At 35.0% G+C, this 16,621-nt stretch carries 16 protein-coding genes; 2 read left to right on the forward strand and 14 right to left on the reverse strand.

The window, feature by feature from the left end:
• Positions 1 to 4: 4 nt before the first annotated feature.
• The 14 genes from AXG55_RS13990 to AXG55_RS14055 all read right to left on the reverse strand — a co-directional run bounded on the left by AXG55_RS13990 (position 5) and on the right by AXG55_RS14055 (position 14,997).
• Entirely contained in the window at positions 5 to 1,219 is a 1,215-nt protein-coding gene (locus AXG55_RS13990; protein ID WP_148698717.1) for a quinol:cytochrome C oxidoreductase, read from the reverse strand.
• Complete coding sequence (locus AXG55_RS13995) at positions 1,216 to 1,884, reverse strand: c-type cytochrome (RefSeq protein ID WP_233231250.1); 669 nt, start codon at positions 1,882 to 1,884, stop codon at positions 1,216 to 1,218. The genes AXG55_RS13990 and AXG55_RS13995 overlap by 4 nt, the downstream gene beginning before the upstream one ends.
• A gap of 4 nt (positions 1,885 to 1,888) precedes the next feature.
• Positions 1,889 to 2,434, reverse strand: coding sequence for a DUF3341 domain-containing protein (locus tag AXG55_RS14000; protein ID WP_148698719.1), 546 nt, complete (start codon positions 2,432 to 2,434; stop codon positions 1,889 to 1,891).
• 35 nt (positions 2,435 to 2,469) lie between these two features.
• Positions 2,470 to 5,583, reverse strand: coding sequence for a TAT-variant-translocated molybdopterin oxidoreductase (locus AXG55_RS14005; protein ID WP_148698720.1), 3,114 nt, complete (start codon positions 5,581 to 5,583; stop codon positions 2,470 to 2,472).
• A 68-nt stretch (positions 5,584 to 5,651) separates the two neighbouring features.
• A complete protein-coding gene (locus AXG55_RS14010) occupies positions 5,652 to 6,302 on the reverse strand; it encodes a cytochrome c3 family protein (protein ID WP_148698721.1) in 651 nt (216 codons plus the stop codon).
• Between the two features lie 320 nt (positions 6,303 to 6,622).
• Entirely contained in the window at positions 6,623 to 7,507 is an 885-nt protein-coding gene (gene cyoE / locus AXG55_RS14015) for a heme o synthase (protein WP_148698722.1), read from the reverse strand.
• Between the two features lie 22 nt (positions 7,508 to 7,529).
• Positions 7,530 to 8,009, reverse strand: coding sequence for a hypothetical protein (locus tag AXG55_RS14020; protein WP_148698723.1), 480 nt, complete (start codon positions 8,007 to 8,009; stop codon positions 7,530 to 7,532).
• A 157-nt stretch (positions 8,010 to 8,166) separates the two neighbouring features.
• On the reverse strand, positions 8,167 to 8,820 hold the full coding sequence (locus tag AXG55_RS14025; RefSeq protein WP_148698724.1) for an HAD family hydrolase: 654 nt from the start codon (positions 8,818 to 8,820) through the stop codon (positions 8,167 to 8,169).
• 6 nt (positions 8,821 to 8,826) lie between these two features.
• Complete coding sequence (locus AXG55_RS14030) at positions 8,827 to 9,228, reverse strand: AraC family ligand binding domain-containing protein (protein ID WP_148698725.1); 402 nt, start codon at positions 9,226 to 9,228, stop codon at positions 8,827 to 8,829.
• 30 nt (positions 9,229 to 9,258) lie between these two features.
• Complete coding sequence (gene gloB / locus AXG55_RS14035; RefSeq protein ID WP_148698726.1) at positions 9,259 to 10,050, reverse strand: hydroxyacylglutathione hydrolase; 792 nt, start codon at positions 10,048 to 10,050, stop codon at positions 9,259 to 9,261.
• A gap of 4 nt (positions 10,051 to 10,054) precedes the next feature.
• A complete protein-coding gene (locus AXG55_RS14040) occupies positions 10,055 to 12,478 on the reverse strand; it encodes a Tex family protein (protein ID WP_148698727.1) in 2,424 nt (807 codons plus the stop codon).
• 149 nt (positions 12,479 to 12,627) lie between these two features.
• Complete coding sequence (gene ndk / locus AXG55_RS14045) at positions 12,628 to 13,053, reverse strand: nucleoside-diphosphate kinase (protein ID WP_148698728.1); 426 nt, start codon at positions 13,051 to 13,053, stop codon at positions 12,628 to 12,630.
• A 146-nt stretch (positions 13,054 to 13,199) separates the two neighbouring features.
• Complete coding sequence (locus AXG55_RS14050) at positions 13,200 to 14,744, reverse strand: hypothetical protein (RefSeq protein ID WP_148698729.1); 1,545 nt, start codon at positions 14,742 to 14,744, stop codon at positions 13,200 to 13,202.
• A 13-nt stretch (positions 14,745 to 14,757) separates the two neighbouring features.
• On the reverse strand, positions 14,758 to 14,997 hold the full coding sequence (locus AXG55_RS14055; protein WP_148698730.1) for a NifU family protein: 240 nt from the start codon (positions 14,995 to 14,997) through the stop codon (positions 14,758 to 14,760).
• Positions 14,998 to 15,209: 212 nt separating this feature from the next.
• Here AXG55_RS14055 and AXG55_RS14060 point away from each other — a divergent pair, with 212 nt between their 5' ends.
• Both AXG55_RS14060 and AXG55_RS15070 read left to right on the forward strand, forming a co-directional pair.
• Complete coding sequence (locus tag AXG55_RS14060; RefSeq protein ID WP_148698731.1) at positions 15,210 to 16,322, forward strand: M14 family zinc carboxypeptidase; 1,113 nt, start codon at positions 15,210 to 15,212, stop codon at positions 16,320 to 16,322.
• Positions 16,323 to 16,457: 135 nt separating this feature from the next.
• Positions 16,458 to 16,589 carry a hypothetical protein gene (locus AXG55_RS15070; protein ID WP_272866906.1) on the forward strand — a complete coding sequence of 44 codons (132 nt, stop codon included), beginning with the start codon at positions 16,458 to 16,460 and terminating at the stop codon, positions 16,587 to 16,589.
• Positions 16,590 to 16,621: the final 32 nt, after the last annotated feature.

Consider the following 16,621-nt stretch of genomic DNA (forward strand, 5'->3'; position numbering starts at 1 on the left):
CACCTTACACATTTTCATAAGTCAACGACTCTGGCAAGCGCGGATCTTTAATAGGGACAAGGGCTTTTTTACGTGTAACCGCTGCAAAAAAAGCAATGAAAAGACCGCCAATTCCAAGAAAACAAAAGATATCTATCATACCAAATTGAGGTCCCTCTTCGTACTTTGAGGGCATGACAAGCCAATACAAATCAATAAAATGCATGATAAGCATCCAAACTGAAACAGCGACAACCATTGTACGGGATCGTTTTGCTTTACGCGCCATTAAGAAGAAAAAGGGAACAATAAAATGTCCAATGCTTAATAAAGCAAGAACATATGCCCAGCCATGAGATTCACGAACAGCATACCATTCTGTTTCTTCAGGAATATTTCCATACCAAATAAGTAAATATTGCACAAAGGCAGCATAAGCCCAAAAACAAGAGTGACCAAAAACTAATTTTCCAAGATCATGATAGTGCTCTATGGTTATCACTTCATTTAATGTTTTAACGTTATGTAACAAGCGCGTTACAATAGTCAGCGCAGCAAAAAATACCATATAACAACTGGCAAAGAAATATAATCCAAATATTGTAGAATACCAGTGCGGATTTATCGACATAATCCAGTCAAATGCAGCAAAAGTAACACAAAAACCAAGAACAATTAAAAAAGGATAGCTTGCATTTTGCAGTCTATATGTAATTTCGTGATTGCCTGTTTCATCTTGCTTTGCAGAATTTTTTGCAAAATAAATAGCAGCCCATGTAAAAATTGCTAAATAAAAAACAGCACGAATGTAGAAAAAAGGAATGTTTAAATACCATTGCTTAGACTGAATGACTTTATCTGCTAAAGCCTCATGACTCGTCCAATGATGGTATAAAGTTGATGTTCCAAATCCCATAACAATTAAAAGAATAAAAAATAGAGGCATTGTCATGGCAATATTTTCTGCCATTCTTCGAACAACAACACTCCAGCCTGCCTTTGTTGCAAATTGAATTAATACAAAAAAGACCGCGCCAATTGCTATACTTAAAAAGAAAAGCCACCAAACATGAAAAGAAAAGAAAAAATATTCGATATTTGATTTCCCCAGCATAAAGGCAACTAATAATGAAATTAGTCCAATGGCTGTCCCTGCAAGAGGAAGTTTTGCAAACAGGTGATCGGGCGGTAAAGAAGCATTTTCTTTTGTTAATGTTACTTTATTATGACTGCCGCTCATTTTTTATTACTCCAACCATTTTTAGCTTTGACATCTTCTGGCACATTTTCAGTTTTAGCTGTCCTTGAAATCTGGAGAGCACGAACATACGCGACAACAGCCCATCTTTCTTCAACAGTCATTTGCGCAGCAAATCCAGGCATATTCCAATTATTCACGCCATTGCGAACGGCATCATATATTTTACCATCAGCTAAATTGATTTTATCCGCATCATGTATATTGGCGGGACGAATAGCCCCTCCTGATCTTTGTGTAACAGGACCATCGGAATTACCAGCAGGACCATGACAAGTTGCACAATAAATATTGTATTTCTCTTGTCCTAGTTGAAGGACTTTATCATTTAATTTTATTGGTATTTTTTTTACCCATTTTGGATTTTGATCTGTTGAATCGGACTCTTGTCCAAAATAAAGCGGCTTATTTGTTCTTTCTTCACCTTGCGCAACCGTTCCCGAGACAGGAGCGCGATACGCTAAACCATCCTTAAAAAATTCATTTTTGGACTGAGGTCCATATGAAGTCTGCTCAACCATATTTTGAATAGGCTGAATAGGAGGTTCTGTGCTCTTTTGGCCGCGACAACCACTAAATACGAGTGATATAAGAGCAGCTCCCGCTATAGGTAACAACATTTTTTTACTTAAAATAAACTTAAACATAATGTTACTGCTCCACCACTTCCACATGAGATGCGCCTAATTCTTTTAAGAATTCCATCGTATTAACGGGATGAAATTTCGGATCAGTTGCTTCAATAGAGATAAAAAATTTATCGTCAGTCGCTTTTTTAAATGCTTCCGAACGAAATAAGGAGTGATACCATTGCGGAAGTTTATTTAAGGCAAGCATGCCAAATAAACAGGCAAACGCCGCAGATAAAACAGCACATTCAAAACCGGGTAAAAAATACCCTGTTAATCCCCAAAAAGGCTTTCCTGCAATGACAAATTTATAATCAACGGCATTCATCCAAACCCATGTTGAAAAACCGCCAATGCCACATATTGCAGCTGTACCACCAACAACCCATGAAAGTTTACTTTGCGGTAAACCCATTGCTTTATCTAATCCGTGTACAGGGAAAGGAGTGTGAGCATCCCATTTTAAAAAGCCTCTATCACGAACTTTTTCACAGGCATGATATATGTCTGGCGCTGTTTCAAATTGCGCCAACACTCCGTAAATCATTTTTTTACCATTTGTAGTCATTTTTCCTCCACCATCACAATGCCATGTTACTTTACTTATCCAAGCTCAGGGTTAGCATTGCGAAGTTTTGCAAGGTAAGTCGTTCTTGGTCTCGTATTTAACTCACCAATTAAAGCATAGTTACGACTTAGTGCTTTGAGCTTTGAAACAGCAGATTCGGGATCAGCAACATCACCAAAAGCAATGGCATTTGTCGGACAAACACTTTGGCATGCTGTGATTACAGCTCCATCTGGAATAATTCCATCCGAAATCTTTTTAAATTTCGAACGTGCATGATTAATTTTTTGGACACAATATGTACACTTTTCCATAACCCCGCGAAAGCGAACTGTTACGTTAGGATTTTTTTGCATAGCATATAAAGGATTTCGTTCATCATCAATTTTACTATAATTAAAGAAATTATAACGACGGACTTTATAAGGGCAGTTATTTGCACAATAACGCGTACCAACACAGCGATTGTAAGCCATGTCATTTAAGCCATCAGGACTGTGCACAGTTGCGGCAACAGGACAAACAGCTTCACAGGGTGCATTTTCGCAATGCTGACAATTAATAGGTTGAAATACCGTTCTCATTTCAGGATTATCAACATCTCCTGTAAAGTAACGGTCAACGCGAATCCAAGACATCTCACGATTTTTAAATACTTCTTCTTTTCCAACAACAGAAATATTATTTTCAGATTGGCATGCCACAGAGCAAGCATTACAGCCAAGACATGAATTTAAATCAATTGTCATGCCCCACTGTTGACGTGCCCATTTTTTCTGAGCAGGATCTTCAGGAAATTTAAATAAATTACTTTTTTGTTTTTCAACGGGAAGTAATTCATATTCATTAACAAAAGAAGGATTTGACTTAAATGCACTTAATGTTGCTTCACGAATAGCGGGTGGACGATCCTCTTCCATTCCGGGAGTTCCGCTCATAGAACCATGCTCTTGGCATGACACAAGAGAATATTGTTTCCCTGTTTTTTCGATTTTAAGATCAGAGCCAAACCAAGATTCAGAGGTTCGAATTAAATTTGCATTAAATCCAGAACCATTGGCAACTCTACCAAATTTAGTTCCATATCCGATATGTAAAATAGCGGAAAAATCGGCAACACCGGGAGTTTCCCAAACAGCAACCTCCATAGAGCGATTTTGATACGTTACCTTAACAAGATCGACATGGGATTTTCCTGGTTTTGGACGCGCTTGAAGCTTAAGCTCCTGAGCTGTCTTTGGACTTATTAAAAGTGCATTATCCCAAACTAATTTTGTAATGGGATCAGGAGTCTCTTGCATCCAAGCATTATTCGCATACATTCCATCATAAACAGTGCGATCAAGTGCAAAATTAATTTCGAGAGACTTTCCATTTGGTTCAACAAATTTCATTGCCTTTGCTACGGCATTAGCAAAACTAGAAAATGAAAAATGACTTATTGCTGTTTCTTTATGATAATCAGAAATTATGCCATTACTTAAATATTGACGCCACATACTTTCAAAATTTATGGAATTTCCTAACTTATTTTGCCAAAACTTTTTAACAATTAAATAACTACTAACCACGTTCTCAGAATGATATAAAGAATAAATAAACGAATACTCATCGATACAATCATCATACAATGGAGCAATTAGCGGTTGAGTAATACTTACAGTACCATCGGAAGCTCTCGTATCTCCCCAGTTTTCTAAAAAATGAGACTTTGGAAACAAATACTTACAGGATTCAGAAGTTTCATTTAAAGAATAACCTAGATAAAAACTATCCGTTACCTTAGAAAAAAGAACTTTAAAATTTAAATCAGAAGCGGATGTAAATACAGGATTACCACCTACAACAATTAAATTTTTAATCGTATTATTTTCAATTGCACTCTTTAGATTATTGTAATTACTAACGCTTTTGGGACGAGTCGTATCAGGTAATAATGTTAATGTTTTGCCAGTCGATCCCAATGCGGAATTTATAGCAAAACCCAACATATGTACCCATGTTGGTTGTCTGTCACCAATAATAACAACGCTGTTTCCATTTTGTTTATAAAGATCTTTGGCACATGCTTTTACCCAACGCAATAAAGCATCAGGTAATGCTGCTCTTGAAGAGATATGATCAACTATTTCTGCTGAAAACTTCACTTTTAATGCTATAAGTTCAGTGACAAGAGCAATTAAAAAATCACCCATAATTCCAGAACGCAATGCGTAATGATGATCAGCCAAGGAACCCGTCGTACTAAAACTCGATTCAACACTATACAAACGATTCATACTTGAATTTTGATTTAATACTTTTCTTTTTTCAGCGAATTCTCTAGCGTTTTTAACGCTATCACCCTCAATACCCATAAAATCAGAGTCTACTGCTAAAATAACATTCGCATTTGATAAATTATATGAAATATCAGCAGAAGTCGCAGCTATGTTACTTAAAGCTATTTTACGATTAGATGAATAATTTGAGTCTTGCTCAACGATTAATGCTTTTGGATAATTAGATTTAAATTCGTCTATCAAATGAGCAAAAGTCAATGAAGAATTAGCTGCATAGACTAAGGCTAAATCGGAACCATCCACTTTTTTAGAAGCTGTCATTGCTTTTTTTAAAGCTAAATAAGCTTCTTTTTTATCAATGGCTTTATTTGATAAATAACATTTTTGTACCCTATCAGGGTCATACATATTTAAAATTTCAGCTTGAGCAAAAGTATTTGAAGAACCAATTTTACTATTCGCAACAGGATTGTTCATAGGATGGCGTGCATTGCCATCAATTTTTGTCGGACGCCCATCCGTACTTGTTACAAGAAGTCCTAAAACACTCCCTGCCACCTGAGCCGATGTAGAGTAAAACTTTGGCACCCCAGGGATCATATCTTCAGGGCGATGGCTTTCAGGATAAATATGTTCTTTAGGCCTTCTTATACAACCCGTGGCTGTCACACCTGCGAGTGCCATAGAAGCACCAATTATTCCTAAAAATTTTCGCCTTTGAACACCTGGACGCATTTCAAGTTCACTGGCTCCGTGAGGAAACTCACGTGTTAATTTATTTAAAAAGCCAGGAGAATTTTCTAAATCTTCTATGCTGCGCCAATGTGTTTGTTTTTTTTGTTCATCATTGGAATTGAACTTTGTCATGGTGCAAACTTTCCAATCAAAATTTGTTACTTTACGCACTCAAAAAAAGCGCTCGTTTATAAAATGTACTAATAGTGACAAGCACCACAAGCCTCAGGGCCTTGCTTTGGTCTGTCTTTATAATCTGGATCATTGTAAAGAAGGTAACCTTCTTTATGAGGATCATAAAGCATGTCCGTCAGCTTGCTTTGCGGTCTAATATTTGGCGTTGTATTGCGGTGGCAATCAAGACACCATCCCATACTTAATGGACTCGCAAGACTGACTACTTCCATTTTATCCACACGGCCATGACATGAAACACAACCAACCCCTGCAGTTAAGTGGGCGCTGTGATCAAAATGTGCGTGTCTTGGTAATTTATATACGTGAACCCACGGAATAGGTGTGTTGTTCTTGTAACTTTCGTGCAGAAGTTTCAGTCGAGGACTGTCTTTCTTAACTTTATTGTGGCACCCCATACACGTTTCTGTAGCAGGCAAAGGAGCTGTAGGAGCTTTTTCTATACCGCTATGACAATAGCGACAATCTATTCCCATTTGTCCCGCATGAAGCTGATGACTAAATGCAATGGGTTGTTCGGGTTCATAACCTACCGCCAAAAATTTCGGCGAGAAATAATACCAAATTCCAGCAACGATAGCTATTACAAGTAAAGGAATACCTATGCCAAGAAATAAAGGAATTCGGTTCGTCCATTTTGGAAATATCGGTTCCACGGCACCACCTAAATTAAAGCAAAAGCTGAGTGATTATTAAAAAATCTAAAACTTTTTTCATTAACGTAACAACATAAATACCTAATGCAAATTCAATAAACTGAACTCACAACAATATGATGTTGCGGGAGTGTTCTAACGGATCATAACAAGAGGAGCAAGACCCCAATCCTAGATCATCAAAAACATTTTTCAAACTCATAATATATCAGTAAAATAAAATTTTCTCGCTCACATGATCGCATGTCAAGCATATAACAAAAAGTGTCACGCAATCCAATTGAGATTAATTCTCATTTAGATTACAAAGCTCAATCATTTTACTTTCCAATCAGCATCCAAATAAATCTATCGGCAACGAGACCAAGAACTAAGACTGGTAAGTAAACAAGTGATGCAAGAAAAAATTTCCTAGGCCAATTAGGTAACACATCTCTTTTTAAACCAATAATACTTAATCGTAAAAACCAAACCCCTAATATCACAGAAAAGCCAAGATATATCAATCCTCCAACCTGTAATGGAACAAGCAAGACACTTATTCCAATTAAGACAATAGTCCACAAAACAGCTTGAATTTTAGCGACATGATCACCCCGAATTGCAGAAACAACTTTAATACCTGCTTTTGTATAATCTTCTTTATGATATATCGCTATCGCAATAAAGTGCGGCATTTGCCAAGCAAATAAGACTCCAAATAAAACTAAACCTGGCAAATCAACTTTATTCGTAACAGCTGTCCATCCTAGCAAAGGGGGCATGGCTCCTGGAAATGCACCAATAACAAGTGCTAGAGGCGTTTTATATTTTAACGGTGTGTAAATTAAACTATATGCAAATATAGCAATAAATGCAAGGCTTGCTGTTAATATATTAACATAAATTGCCAGTAAAAAAATACTACTTACACCCAGAGCTGTTGCAAATATGACAGCATTGAAAACTTTTAACCGCCCCGTTGCCAAAGGACGATAGCGCGTGCGTCGCATTAATTTATCAGTTTTTCTTTCATAAATCATATTGAAAGTATTCGCTGAAGCCACAGATAATGAAGTTCCAAAAAGAGTCATTATAAAACTTAAAAAATCAATATTACCTGGAGCAAGAATGACACCACCAGCTGTCATTAAAATACAAAAAAATGAAATACGAGGTTTTGAAAGTTCTATATAGTCTTGAAAAGTAGAATTTTTTTGAGACATTGTAATTTTAATTTCCAAAAATCTAATGCGTTTTTTGCGCTGTTACTTTAGTAGCCGATTTACAATATTCAGCGACAGTTTGCCAGACATCACCACAAGCTTTTTTTAGTGGTTTTAATTTTTTATCTTTCATATAAGCAGTGCATTGTTTTGCACCAAAATTATAACCATAAATTTCGTTTCCAAATTGCGAGCATTGTGCTGTTTTATCCGAGTTTGCTAAACATACCTTGATCATTCTTGATACCGTTGTATCACATAATTCGGACATGACGTCACATTTCGAAAACCATTCCATTGTCCTATCTGCACAACCAAATATAGTAAGCGATGAAGATTCTTCTTGAATTTTAGCAAGTGACGAAGTGATTTCTTTTGATGAGTTTTCATAACTTCTAAATACAACCCAACCAATAATTATGGAAAGTGCAAATAGAGCGATTACAACTGGAATACCCAAATCACCTTTACGTCTAAATGCTTCACTATCTTCATTTTGCATGATACCACTTCCTGATTTAAATTTATGGGAGCTATTAAAAAAAGATATTTCCTCATTTTGTGGCTCAACTGCCACACATGTGAGACTTAGCCTATCCTCTAGACAATTTCCAGAAGCAGGCGAATGCTTTTTTATATTCTGAGCGACTTTATTTGTTTTATATCAAGATAAGCAAATCTTTGGGAGAGTTAACAGTTATTTGCGGAGCGAGAGAACCTGGCTCTGAGTTATAACCCCAAGAACACCAAACGGTCGTTGCCTGAAAAGCATGTCCTGCCTGAATGTCGCCAGCACTATCACCAATCATAAAAGCTTTATTTTTGGAAAAAGAAAAACCGTGCTGTTCCGCAACAATTTTAAGCGGCATCGGACTTGGTTTCATTTCAGAGCAACTGTCGCCACCCATAACGTCGGTAATGTACTTAGCAAGATCTAACTTCTTTAAAAGCTCTCTAGAATGTTTTTCAGGTTTATTTGTTATAACAAAGACCTTATTTTCTTTAGAAAGTTCCTTTAAAGTATTTGGAATTTCATCATAGCATTTAGATAATATACAGATATTTTCAAAATAATATTGCTCGTAATAATTTTTTAAATTTTCATATTTTAATTTATAATTCATATTGTCAGATAAATAATCATCAAAACAATTTTCATATAATTCATGCATGCCTTTATTGACATATTTTTTCAAATCTTTGGTATCTCTGAGCGGCAATTCCAATTTTTCTCTTACAGCGTTTACAGCATTCGCCATATCATCACGTGAATCTTCAAGAGTTCCATCTAAATCAAAGAAAAAAAAGTTCATATTACTTTATACCTTATTTTTTTGAAGATCTTCAACGCTGCCTTTAGCATCACTGTATTCTGTTACTTTACGCTCTCCAGAACGACTTCCTTTAAAAGCCGTAAATGGTTTTGAATTATGAATTGAAACATGATGAGGAATGCCAGGCGGTATCACTAAAATATCGCCAGATTCTAATGTAATAGGAAATTCATCAAAATGAAATGTGATGCATCCCGAAACAGCGGCTCTAATTTCTTCGTAATCATGTCCATGACGACTGCGATCAAACCAAGGAGGACATGTCTGTAAATCGTAGGCTTTAAACCCCAGTGACTCTAATTGCTGTTTCATTAATTCTTCAGTGGGATCAACTTTTAAAGACCATTTATAAATAACAATTCCGTTGGGAAGCTTATAATGATTCATTAAAACATTCCTTATATAATAAAAAAATAGTTAAATAGGTGATGTCACCTTTGGAGGATTGTCTCGATACTTCCTGACATAAGAAAACACTTCAAAATCAGTTGATAAATTTAACTTCGCTTTTAATTCAGGATCATCCCATCGCAAAAAACTACTGATTTCTTTTTCACTTTTTAATGAAAAGGGAACTGTAAATTGATTTTTTTTACGCGCTTCAATAGCTTCATTTAGTTTAGTTGTAATAGCTAAATTATCTGGTTCTAATTTATTTAATATTAAATAATTTTCCACGGTATATTCGTGCGCACACCATATTAATGTTTCATTCGGCAAAAAATCTCTTAAAAACTTCAATGAGGCAAACATTTGTTGCATGGTGCCTTCAAATAATTTACCGCACCCACCAGAAAAAAGAGTGTCCCCAACAAAAAGATGGTGTTCCCCATTTTTCAAGGGAAAATAATAACAAATATGCCCAACAGTATGTCCTGGAACAAAAAATACAGTTGCTGTTTCTGCGGCAAATGCAACAAGATCACCTTGTTTTAAATAGTGAGTTTGTCCTGGAATGCGCTCTGCATCATTGATGCCACCATACACTTCTACATTGGGAAAAGCACGAGAAAGTTCTTTATTACCAGACACATGATCAAAATGATGATGAGTATTAAAAATTTTAGTTAATTTTAATTTATTTGATTTTAAAAATTTTAAGACAGGCTCTGCCAAAGCAGGATCAACTACAGCTGCTTCCTGTTTTAATTCATCAATTAATATAAAAATATAATTGTCGTTTAAAACAGGAAGCATGCGTATTTCCATAAAATTATACTCTATTTGTATTAAACTTATTAATTAAATCGGATAAACTTGCAGGTTTTTCAGATTCTTTATTTTCGTTTCTTACATTTTTTGTATTTGGCCTTCTATTTGCATTAGCTGTAGAATAATTTTGATTTCTATTTTCTTGATTATTCTTATTATAATTTTGGCGCTGATTTTGGCCGCTGCTCGCCCCATATCTATTTTGCTGATTTGAAGAAACCGATGGCGTTGGATTTTCTTCGCAAGCACGTTTTGAAAGAGAAATTCTTTTTCTTTCTTTGTCTAAGCCAATAACTTTAACTTTAACTTGCTGACCAACACTAATTGCTTGCGATAAATCTTTAATAAATTGATTTGACAATTCAGAAATATGAATAAGACCATCTTGGTGAACACCAATATCAACAAAGGCACCAAAATTTGTTACATTTGTAACTGTACCTGTAATAATTTGACCTTCCTTTAAATGACCAAAATCTCTGACTTCACGATTGTATGTTTGCTTAGCGCCATCTTCACGAGGGTCACGACCTGGCTTTAAGAGCTCTTTAATAATATCTTGTATCGTTGGCAAACCAAATTCTTCTGTCACATAATTTTCAAGTTTTATTTTATCAATATTTTCTTTATTACCCACTAAACTCGCAATAGGTAAAGATAAATCAGATGCCATTTTTTCAATTATAGAATAGGACTCAGGATGCACAGCTGTGTTGTCAAGAGGATTTGAACTTTCGGGAATTCTTAAGAAACCAGCTGATTGCTCAAATATTTTTGCGCCAAATCCCATAACTTCATACAAGCTTTTTCTATCCTTAAATTCACCACAAGCATCTCTATGTCTCACGATACCTTTCGCTAAACTATTACCAATACCGGCAACATACGATAATAGACTTGGGCTCGCCGTATTTAAATTGACTCCCACATAGTTCACACAACTTTCAACAACGTCACCAAGTTGTTTTTTTAGTCTGCTTTGGTTCACATCATGCTGATATTGTCCGACACCAATGCTTTTAGGATCTATTTTTACAAGCTCAGCAAGAGGATCTTGTAAACGACGTGCAATGCTAACAGCACCACGATAAGTAATATCCAAATTAGGAAATTCTTCACGAGCAATATCACTTGCAGAATAAACACTAGCTCCCGCTTCATTTACAATAACAATACGCGGTTTTTTTCCTTGTATAGATTCCAGTACTTTTTCAATAAAGGCTTCCATTTCACGACCTGCAGTGCCATTGCCGATAGAAATGAGCTCAACTTGAAACTGTGAAATAAAATTTAAAAGCGTTTCTGCTGCTGATTTATTTTTAGGTTTATCAAAATCATCATCATGTTGTGGATAAATTGTTGCATAATTTAATAATTTGCCCGTTTGATCAACAACAACAAGTTTGCTTCCTGTTCTTAATCCGGGATCCACGCCAAGTACAATTCTTTTTGGTATAGGCGGCAAAAGTAACAAATTTCTTAGATTTTTACCAAACACAGAAATCGCTTCTTCTTCAGCACCTGTTTTTGTTTCTAATCTAAGCTCTGTTTCAATGCTTGGCGAAACGAGTCTATTGTAACTTTCTGAAATACATTCCGATAAAAAGTTTTTTACAATATCAGATGCTGTATTTTTAATTACGTGACTTGAAATAAGAGATAATGGAATTTGCTCATCAAATTCAAAAGAAACTTTTAAAACTTCTTCTTTTTCACCACGTCTTAAAGCCATTAAACGATGCGCTGCTATTGTTTTAACAGGCTCTAAAAAACTATAATAATTATTATATTTTGTTTTTTTATCTTTATATTCTTCTCTTACTTCTGCCTTAAAACTTGCATTTTCAAACATCCAATGGCGAACTTCTTTTCTCATTTCTGCAATTTCAGAAATTTGTTCGGCAATAAAGTCTTTTGCACCTTGAATAACTAATTCTAAATTTTTAAGTTCTTCATGTGTTCCAATATAGGAACTAAATAAAGTTGCTAAATCAACAAGAGAAGATTCTTGTTTTAAAACTTCAAATGCTAATGGTGCTAACCCACGCTCCATTGCAATTTGACCACGTGTACGTTTTTTAGGTTTGAACGGAAGGTAAAGATCTTCGAGCTCAGATTTTACTTTACAGGCAACAATTTTCGCCTGTAATTCTGGCGTTAATTTATTTTGCTCTGTAATAGAACGAATTATAGCCTCTTTCCTTTCATTTAAAGAAAAGATATATTCGTACTTATCGACTATATTTCTAATTTGTACTTCATCTAAACCACCTGTTACTTCTTTTCGGTAACGTGCAATAAATGGTATTGTACAATCATCAAGTATAAGATTAAGAGTATTTTCAACCTGATTCTTATTAATATTCAAATCATTTGAAATATCAGATATCATTTCTTGAGTGAGGATAATTTCTTTTATAGCCATAATAGTTACTCGCAAATAAATGTAGCCAGAAGAACAAAACTTTCCTTGATCAAGGAAAGTAAAACGCACGACGGATACTATACACTCTTTTTAAACAAAAAAAACCGCAAATGCGGTTTTTTAAACTACGATAATTTATTTATTTTAAATTATTTTGCAGCGTTTACAAGCTCTGTTCCTGAAAAGAAGTAAGCAACTTCAATAGAGGCATTTTCAAGAGAGTCAGAACCATGAACAGTATTTTCACCAATACTAAGACCAAATTCAGCGCGGATTGTTCCTTTATCTGCTTTTGCAGGATCGGTTGCACCCATGAGTTCTCTATAAGCAGCAACGGCATTTTTGCCTTCAAGAACGGAAACAACAACGGGACCTGAAGTCATATATTCGCACAATTCGCCAAAAAAAGGACGAGCTGAGTGAACAGCATAAAATTGCTCCGCTTCGCGGCGGGACATATGAATCATTTTAGTAGAAACAACCTTTAAATCTGCGCCTTCAATTTTAGAAAGAATTTTTCCAATAAGATTTCTTTTAACTCCGTCTGGCTTGATGATAGAGAACGTTCTTTCCATAGTAAAATACCTCTTTGTAGATAAAACAAAAAAACCAAAGATAAATAAACCAGTGGGAGGCTATTTAAAAAAGGGGTGAAATGTCAATAGGAATTCTGCTAAAATAGGGTTCTGAGACAAATTAACTAGTCAAAATAAAGAAGTTCTTACTTGCCCGAGGACGATTCTTTCATAATGAAGTCTTGCAAAATATGGAACCAAATACGCGGTCTTGGGTTACCCTCATTGGAATCCCTAATAATTTCCTTCAAAATTCTCAGCAAAAAACAAAAATTAAATAAGCATTGAACCATCTCTATATTTTTGGGACGCAACTGAGAAGAGCCTATATTTTCCTCTAAACTATGATTGTAAAATTTGAAAAATAGATTTTCAATTTCTTGAATATGTGGCTTATATTTCTCAGGAGTGATTGTCTCAGGCATTTTTTTCGTATTCAAATTTCCCATTTTAATATCACTATTTTCCGAACCTTCCGTTAAAGAAGCATAGTACTTTCTTTCCGTAAAGTACCAAGAAAATCGCAAACTCACCAATAAAGAGGCCACATCCTTTAAACAAGGCTGTTTAAAACGTCTATAACTGGGATCATCAAAATTATCAGACTCATAGTCTAGTAAAAAAAGGCCATCTTTGCCAATTAAAAATTGTCCTAAATGAATATTACCGTGATTGCGTACGCGCAATCCTAAGTCATCAGCTGATTTTATTTTATCGATTATTTTATTAATAAAGTCAGGAAGTAAATAAAAAACTCCAGAATAAATAGGATATTGATTTTGCATTTGCAAAACTTTTTCTAATCGTTCGTGAAGTTTAGCTGAAGTGACTTCAAGCCATTTATTTTTTGAATCTGAAGTTGTTTGATCGGGGGTAAGATCAGTTCCTCGAGGAGCAAGAATCATTGCCTTATGAAAATCACCCATAATTCTTCCCAGAGATTCGACGATTTCAAGCACCTGATTCCAGGCATCTTCTGATAAACTTTCTTTTGATTTTTGAGGGAATCTAGCTTTATGTAATAAAGAAACAAAATGAGGGAATAAAGTACCATTATTTTGAATATATTTTATTCCTATTGCCGTATGAGACTTCTTTATATTTCTTGAAGAAAATTCAAACACACTTATCAACTTAGCAAAATTCGTAAATATATTTTGGCTGCCCAAATAAGTTAACAATTCAACTTCAATGGATTGGGGATGCTCTCTTTCAATGGTTCTAAATATTTTATAGGCAATTTGAAAATCAATCCGAACACAGGTGTTTTTGGTATCACTCCAAATCCCAATCGCATTCAGACTAGGCTCACCACCAAATTTCTTATGGAAAAATGTCCCTTTTTTAGCCGTAGGAAGTGGATTGCGAAGCTTTTGCGCTTGGCGCCAACTTTCATAAAATTTTCCGTCCGAGGAGGCCTCTCTTAAACTCCAAGGAGAAATTGTGATTAAATCTCCATCTTCACTATAGCGTGCCAAGCGAAAAGGAAAGACATAAATGTCTGAAATTCCTTTAAATTCAACCCATAAAAACCCCGAAGCCCCTTGCGCACTGGTCTCAAATAAGCAGGTATCAAATACATTTCCCGCGGGATTTTCTAAAAATTTAAAGGGGAAATTGCTTTGCTCAAGCCAAGTTTGTCCTGAAACTGCCTCTACGAGTTGCTCAATAATTTGTATAAAGGCGTTCATGAATTTTTTTTCTTTATTGATCAGTTACAATGACGTCATCAAGTTCAGGAAATTCTTCTAAAATATAATTGGAAATAGATTCTGAAGTATAAGCCTGTATTGAACAACTTCCGCAAGAACCCGACAGCTCTAATGTAAGTATATTATTTTCAAGGCTAATCACGTTCACTTCACCACCATGAGCCATAACCCCGGGAGAAATTTTTTCGTCGATAAAGCCCTTTATCGCATTGTACTGCTCTAAGTTCTGCATAAAACCAAATATCCTTAATAAATAAAACCAGTTAGCTATGTTTTTAAGTTTGCAAAATCAACTTCGCTGGGAAACAAATACCACTGATAATACTAGCATAGTTTAGTTCATGACGGAAGCCTTGCATTCAAACCCTTTACATGCTGCAATGAAAATAGCGAATATTTTAAATAACTTTTGCCTTAAACCGAACTGAATTAAAAGGAATCCTCATGGTTATTGCTCAGAATAAGGGCAAAATCAAATTTAAGATATTAATATCATTAATTTTATTTAGCATAAACCCCTTTGCTTGTGGCATAAATTTAGGTTTTGATGATGAGGACATTATTCCCTCACTATTCGAAAACAATAATACACCGCTATCATTAAATAATATTAATGGAATTCCTTTAACGGCTTTCCATATTTTGAATGATATCCAGCGAACCCGACTTCAAAAACAGATTTCTGATTTATGCCAGAGAGTGGACTACACCTACAGTAAACTGAGCTGGGGAAAAAGTCCTTGTTTTTCAGTTCCTTGGAAGTTTGATTTCGTCAGTGAATTAGGAAGACCTCTAATATACTGGGAATTTAAAGGTCAGTACCTTGATGAAGAACAAAAGAAAAATGTGACTATAGTCCTAGGGGGCGTGCATCCCGATGAGCTCACACCTATTCATTTAGCATTTAAATTTGCAGAAACTCTGCAAAACAATCCCGAGCTTTATAACAATGCCCACGTTATTGTAGCACCCCTCGTCAATCCTGATGGTTTTTTTTCAAATCCACCTAAAAGGACAAACGCAAACGGTGTCGACTTAAATCGAAACTTTCCCACGGCAACCTGGAATAAGTACGCCTACCAGGTTTGGGTGCGCTCAAAAGTCAAGGACAAACGTAAATTTCCAGGAAATTTTGCAAATTCAGAACAAGGCACTCGTTTTCAAGGGGATTTGATAGCTAAATATCATCCTGACAAAGTTATTTCTATTCATGCACCTCTTGCTTTTTTAGATTTAGATTACGAAATACCCAAACTTCTTACTTTAGGAAAATTAACGGAACAGCAAAAAAAAGCCCGTAGTCTTGCTGAACTTCTCTCTCGGAGTGCGGGGAATTATAGAATAAAAGATATTGGAATTTATCCAGGTAGTCTTGGAAACTATGCAGGAAATGAAAGAATAATCCCTACAATCACATTAGAAATGAACAGTAGCAATCCCAGATTTGTTAGAAAATTTTGGAATGAATTTTCTCCTGGATTATTTAAAGCAATAAAGTATGAAGTTAAAAAACATCAATTTGCCGATTTAGGGAGCTCAAATTTTGGGAACCAATAATTAATTATTAACTCACCTATTAAAAATAACAATATTTTAAATTATAATTTAATTTTTCAATTGACAATTTAATTCTTTTTTGATAGAAAATTACACTGTAATCAGTTTAATAAAAATAAATTAATAGGAGAAATTATGATTAAGTCATTTATAACTTGCTCTATGTTATTATCATTGCCCGTTTTTGCATTTATGTATTCTGAAAACGATAAAGGATATCATATTTTTAAAATATATTCTGCAAATGAAGATAAGGGTTATCATTAATCGCAATAAAAATTTGAAATGAATAAAATTGA

This window comes from Silvanigrella aquatica, from assembly GCF_001907975.1.
GTDB classification, from domain to species: domain Bacteria; phylum Bdellovibrionota_B; class Oligoflexia; order Silvanigrellales; family Silvanigrellaceae; genus Silvanigrella; species Silvanigrella aquatica.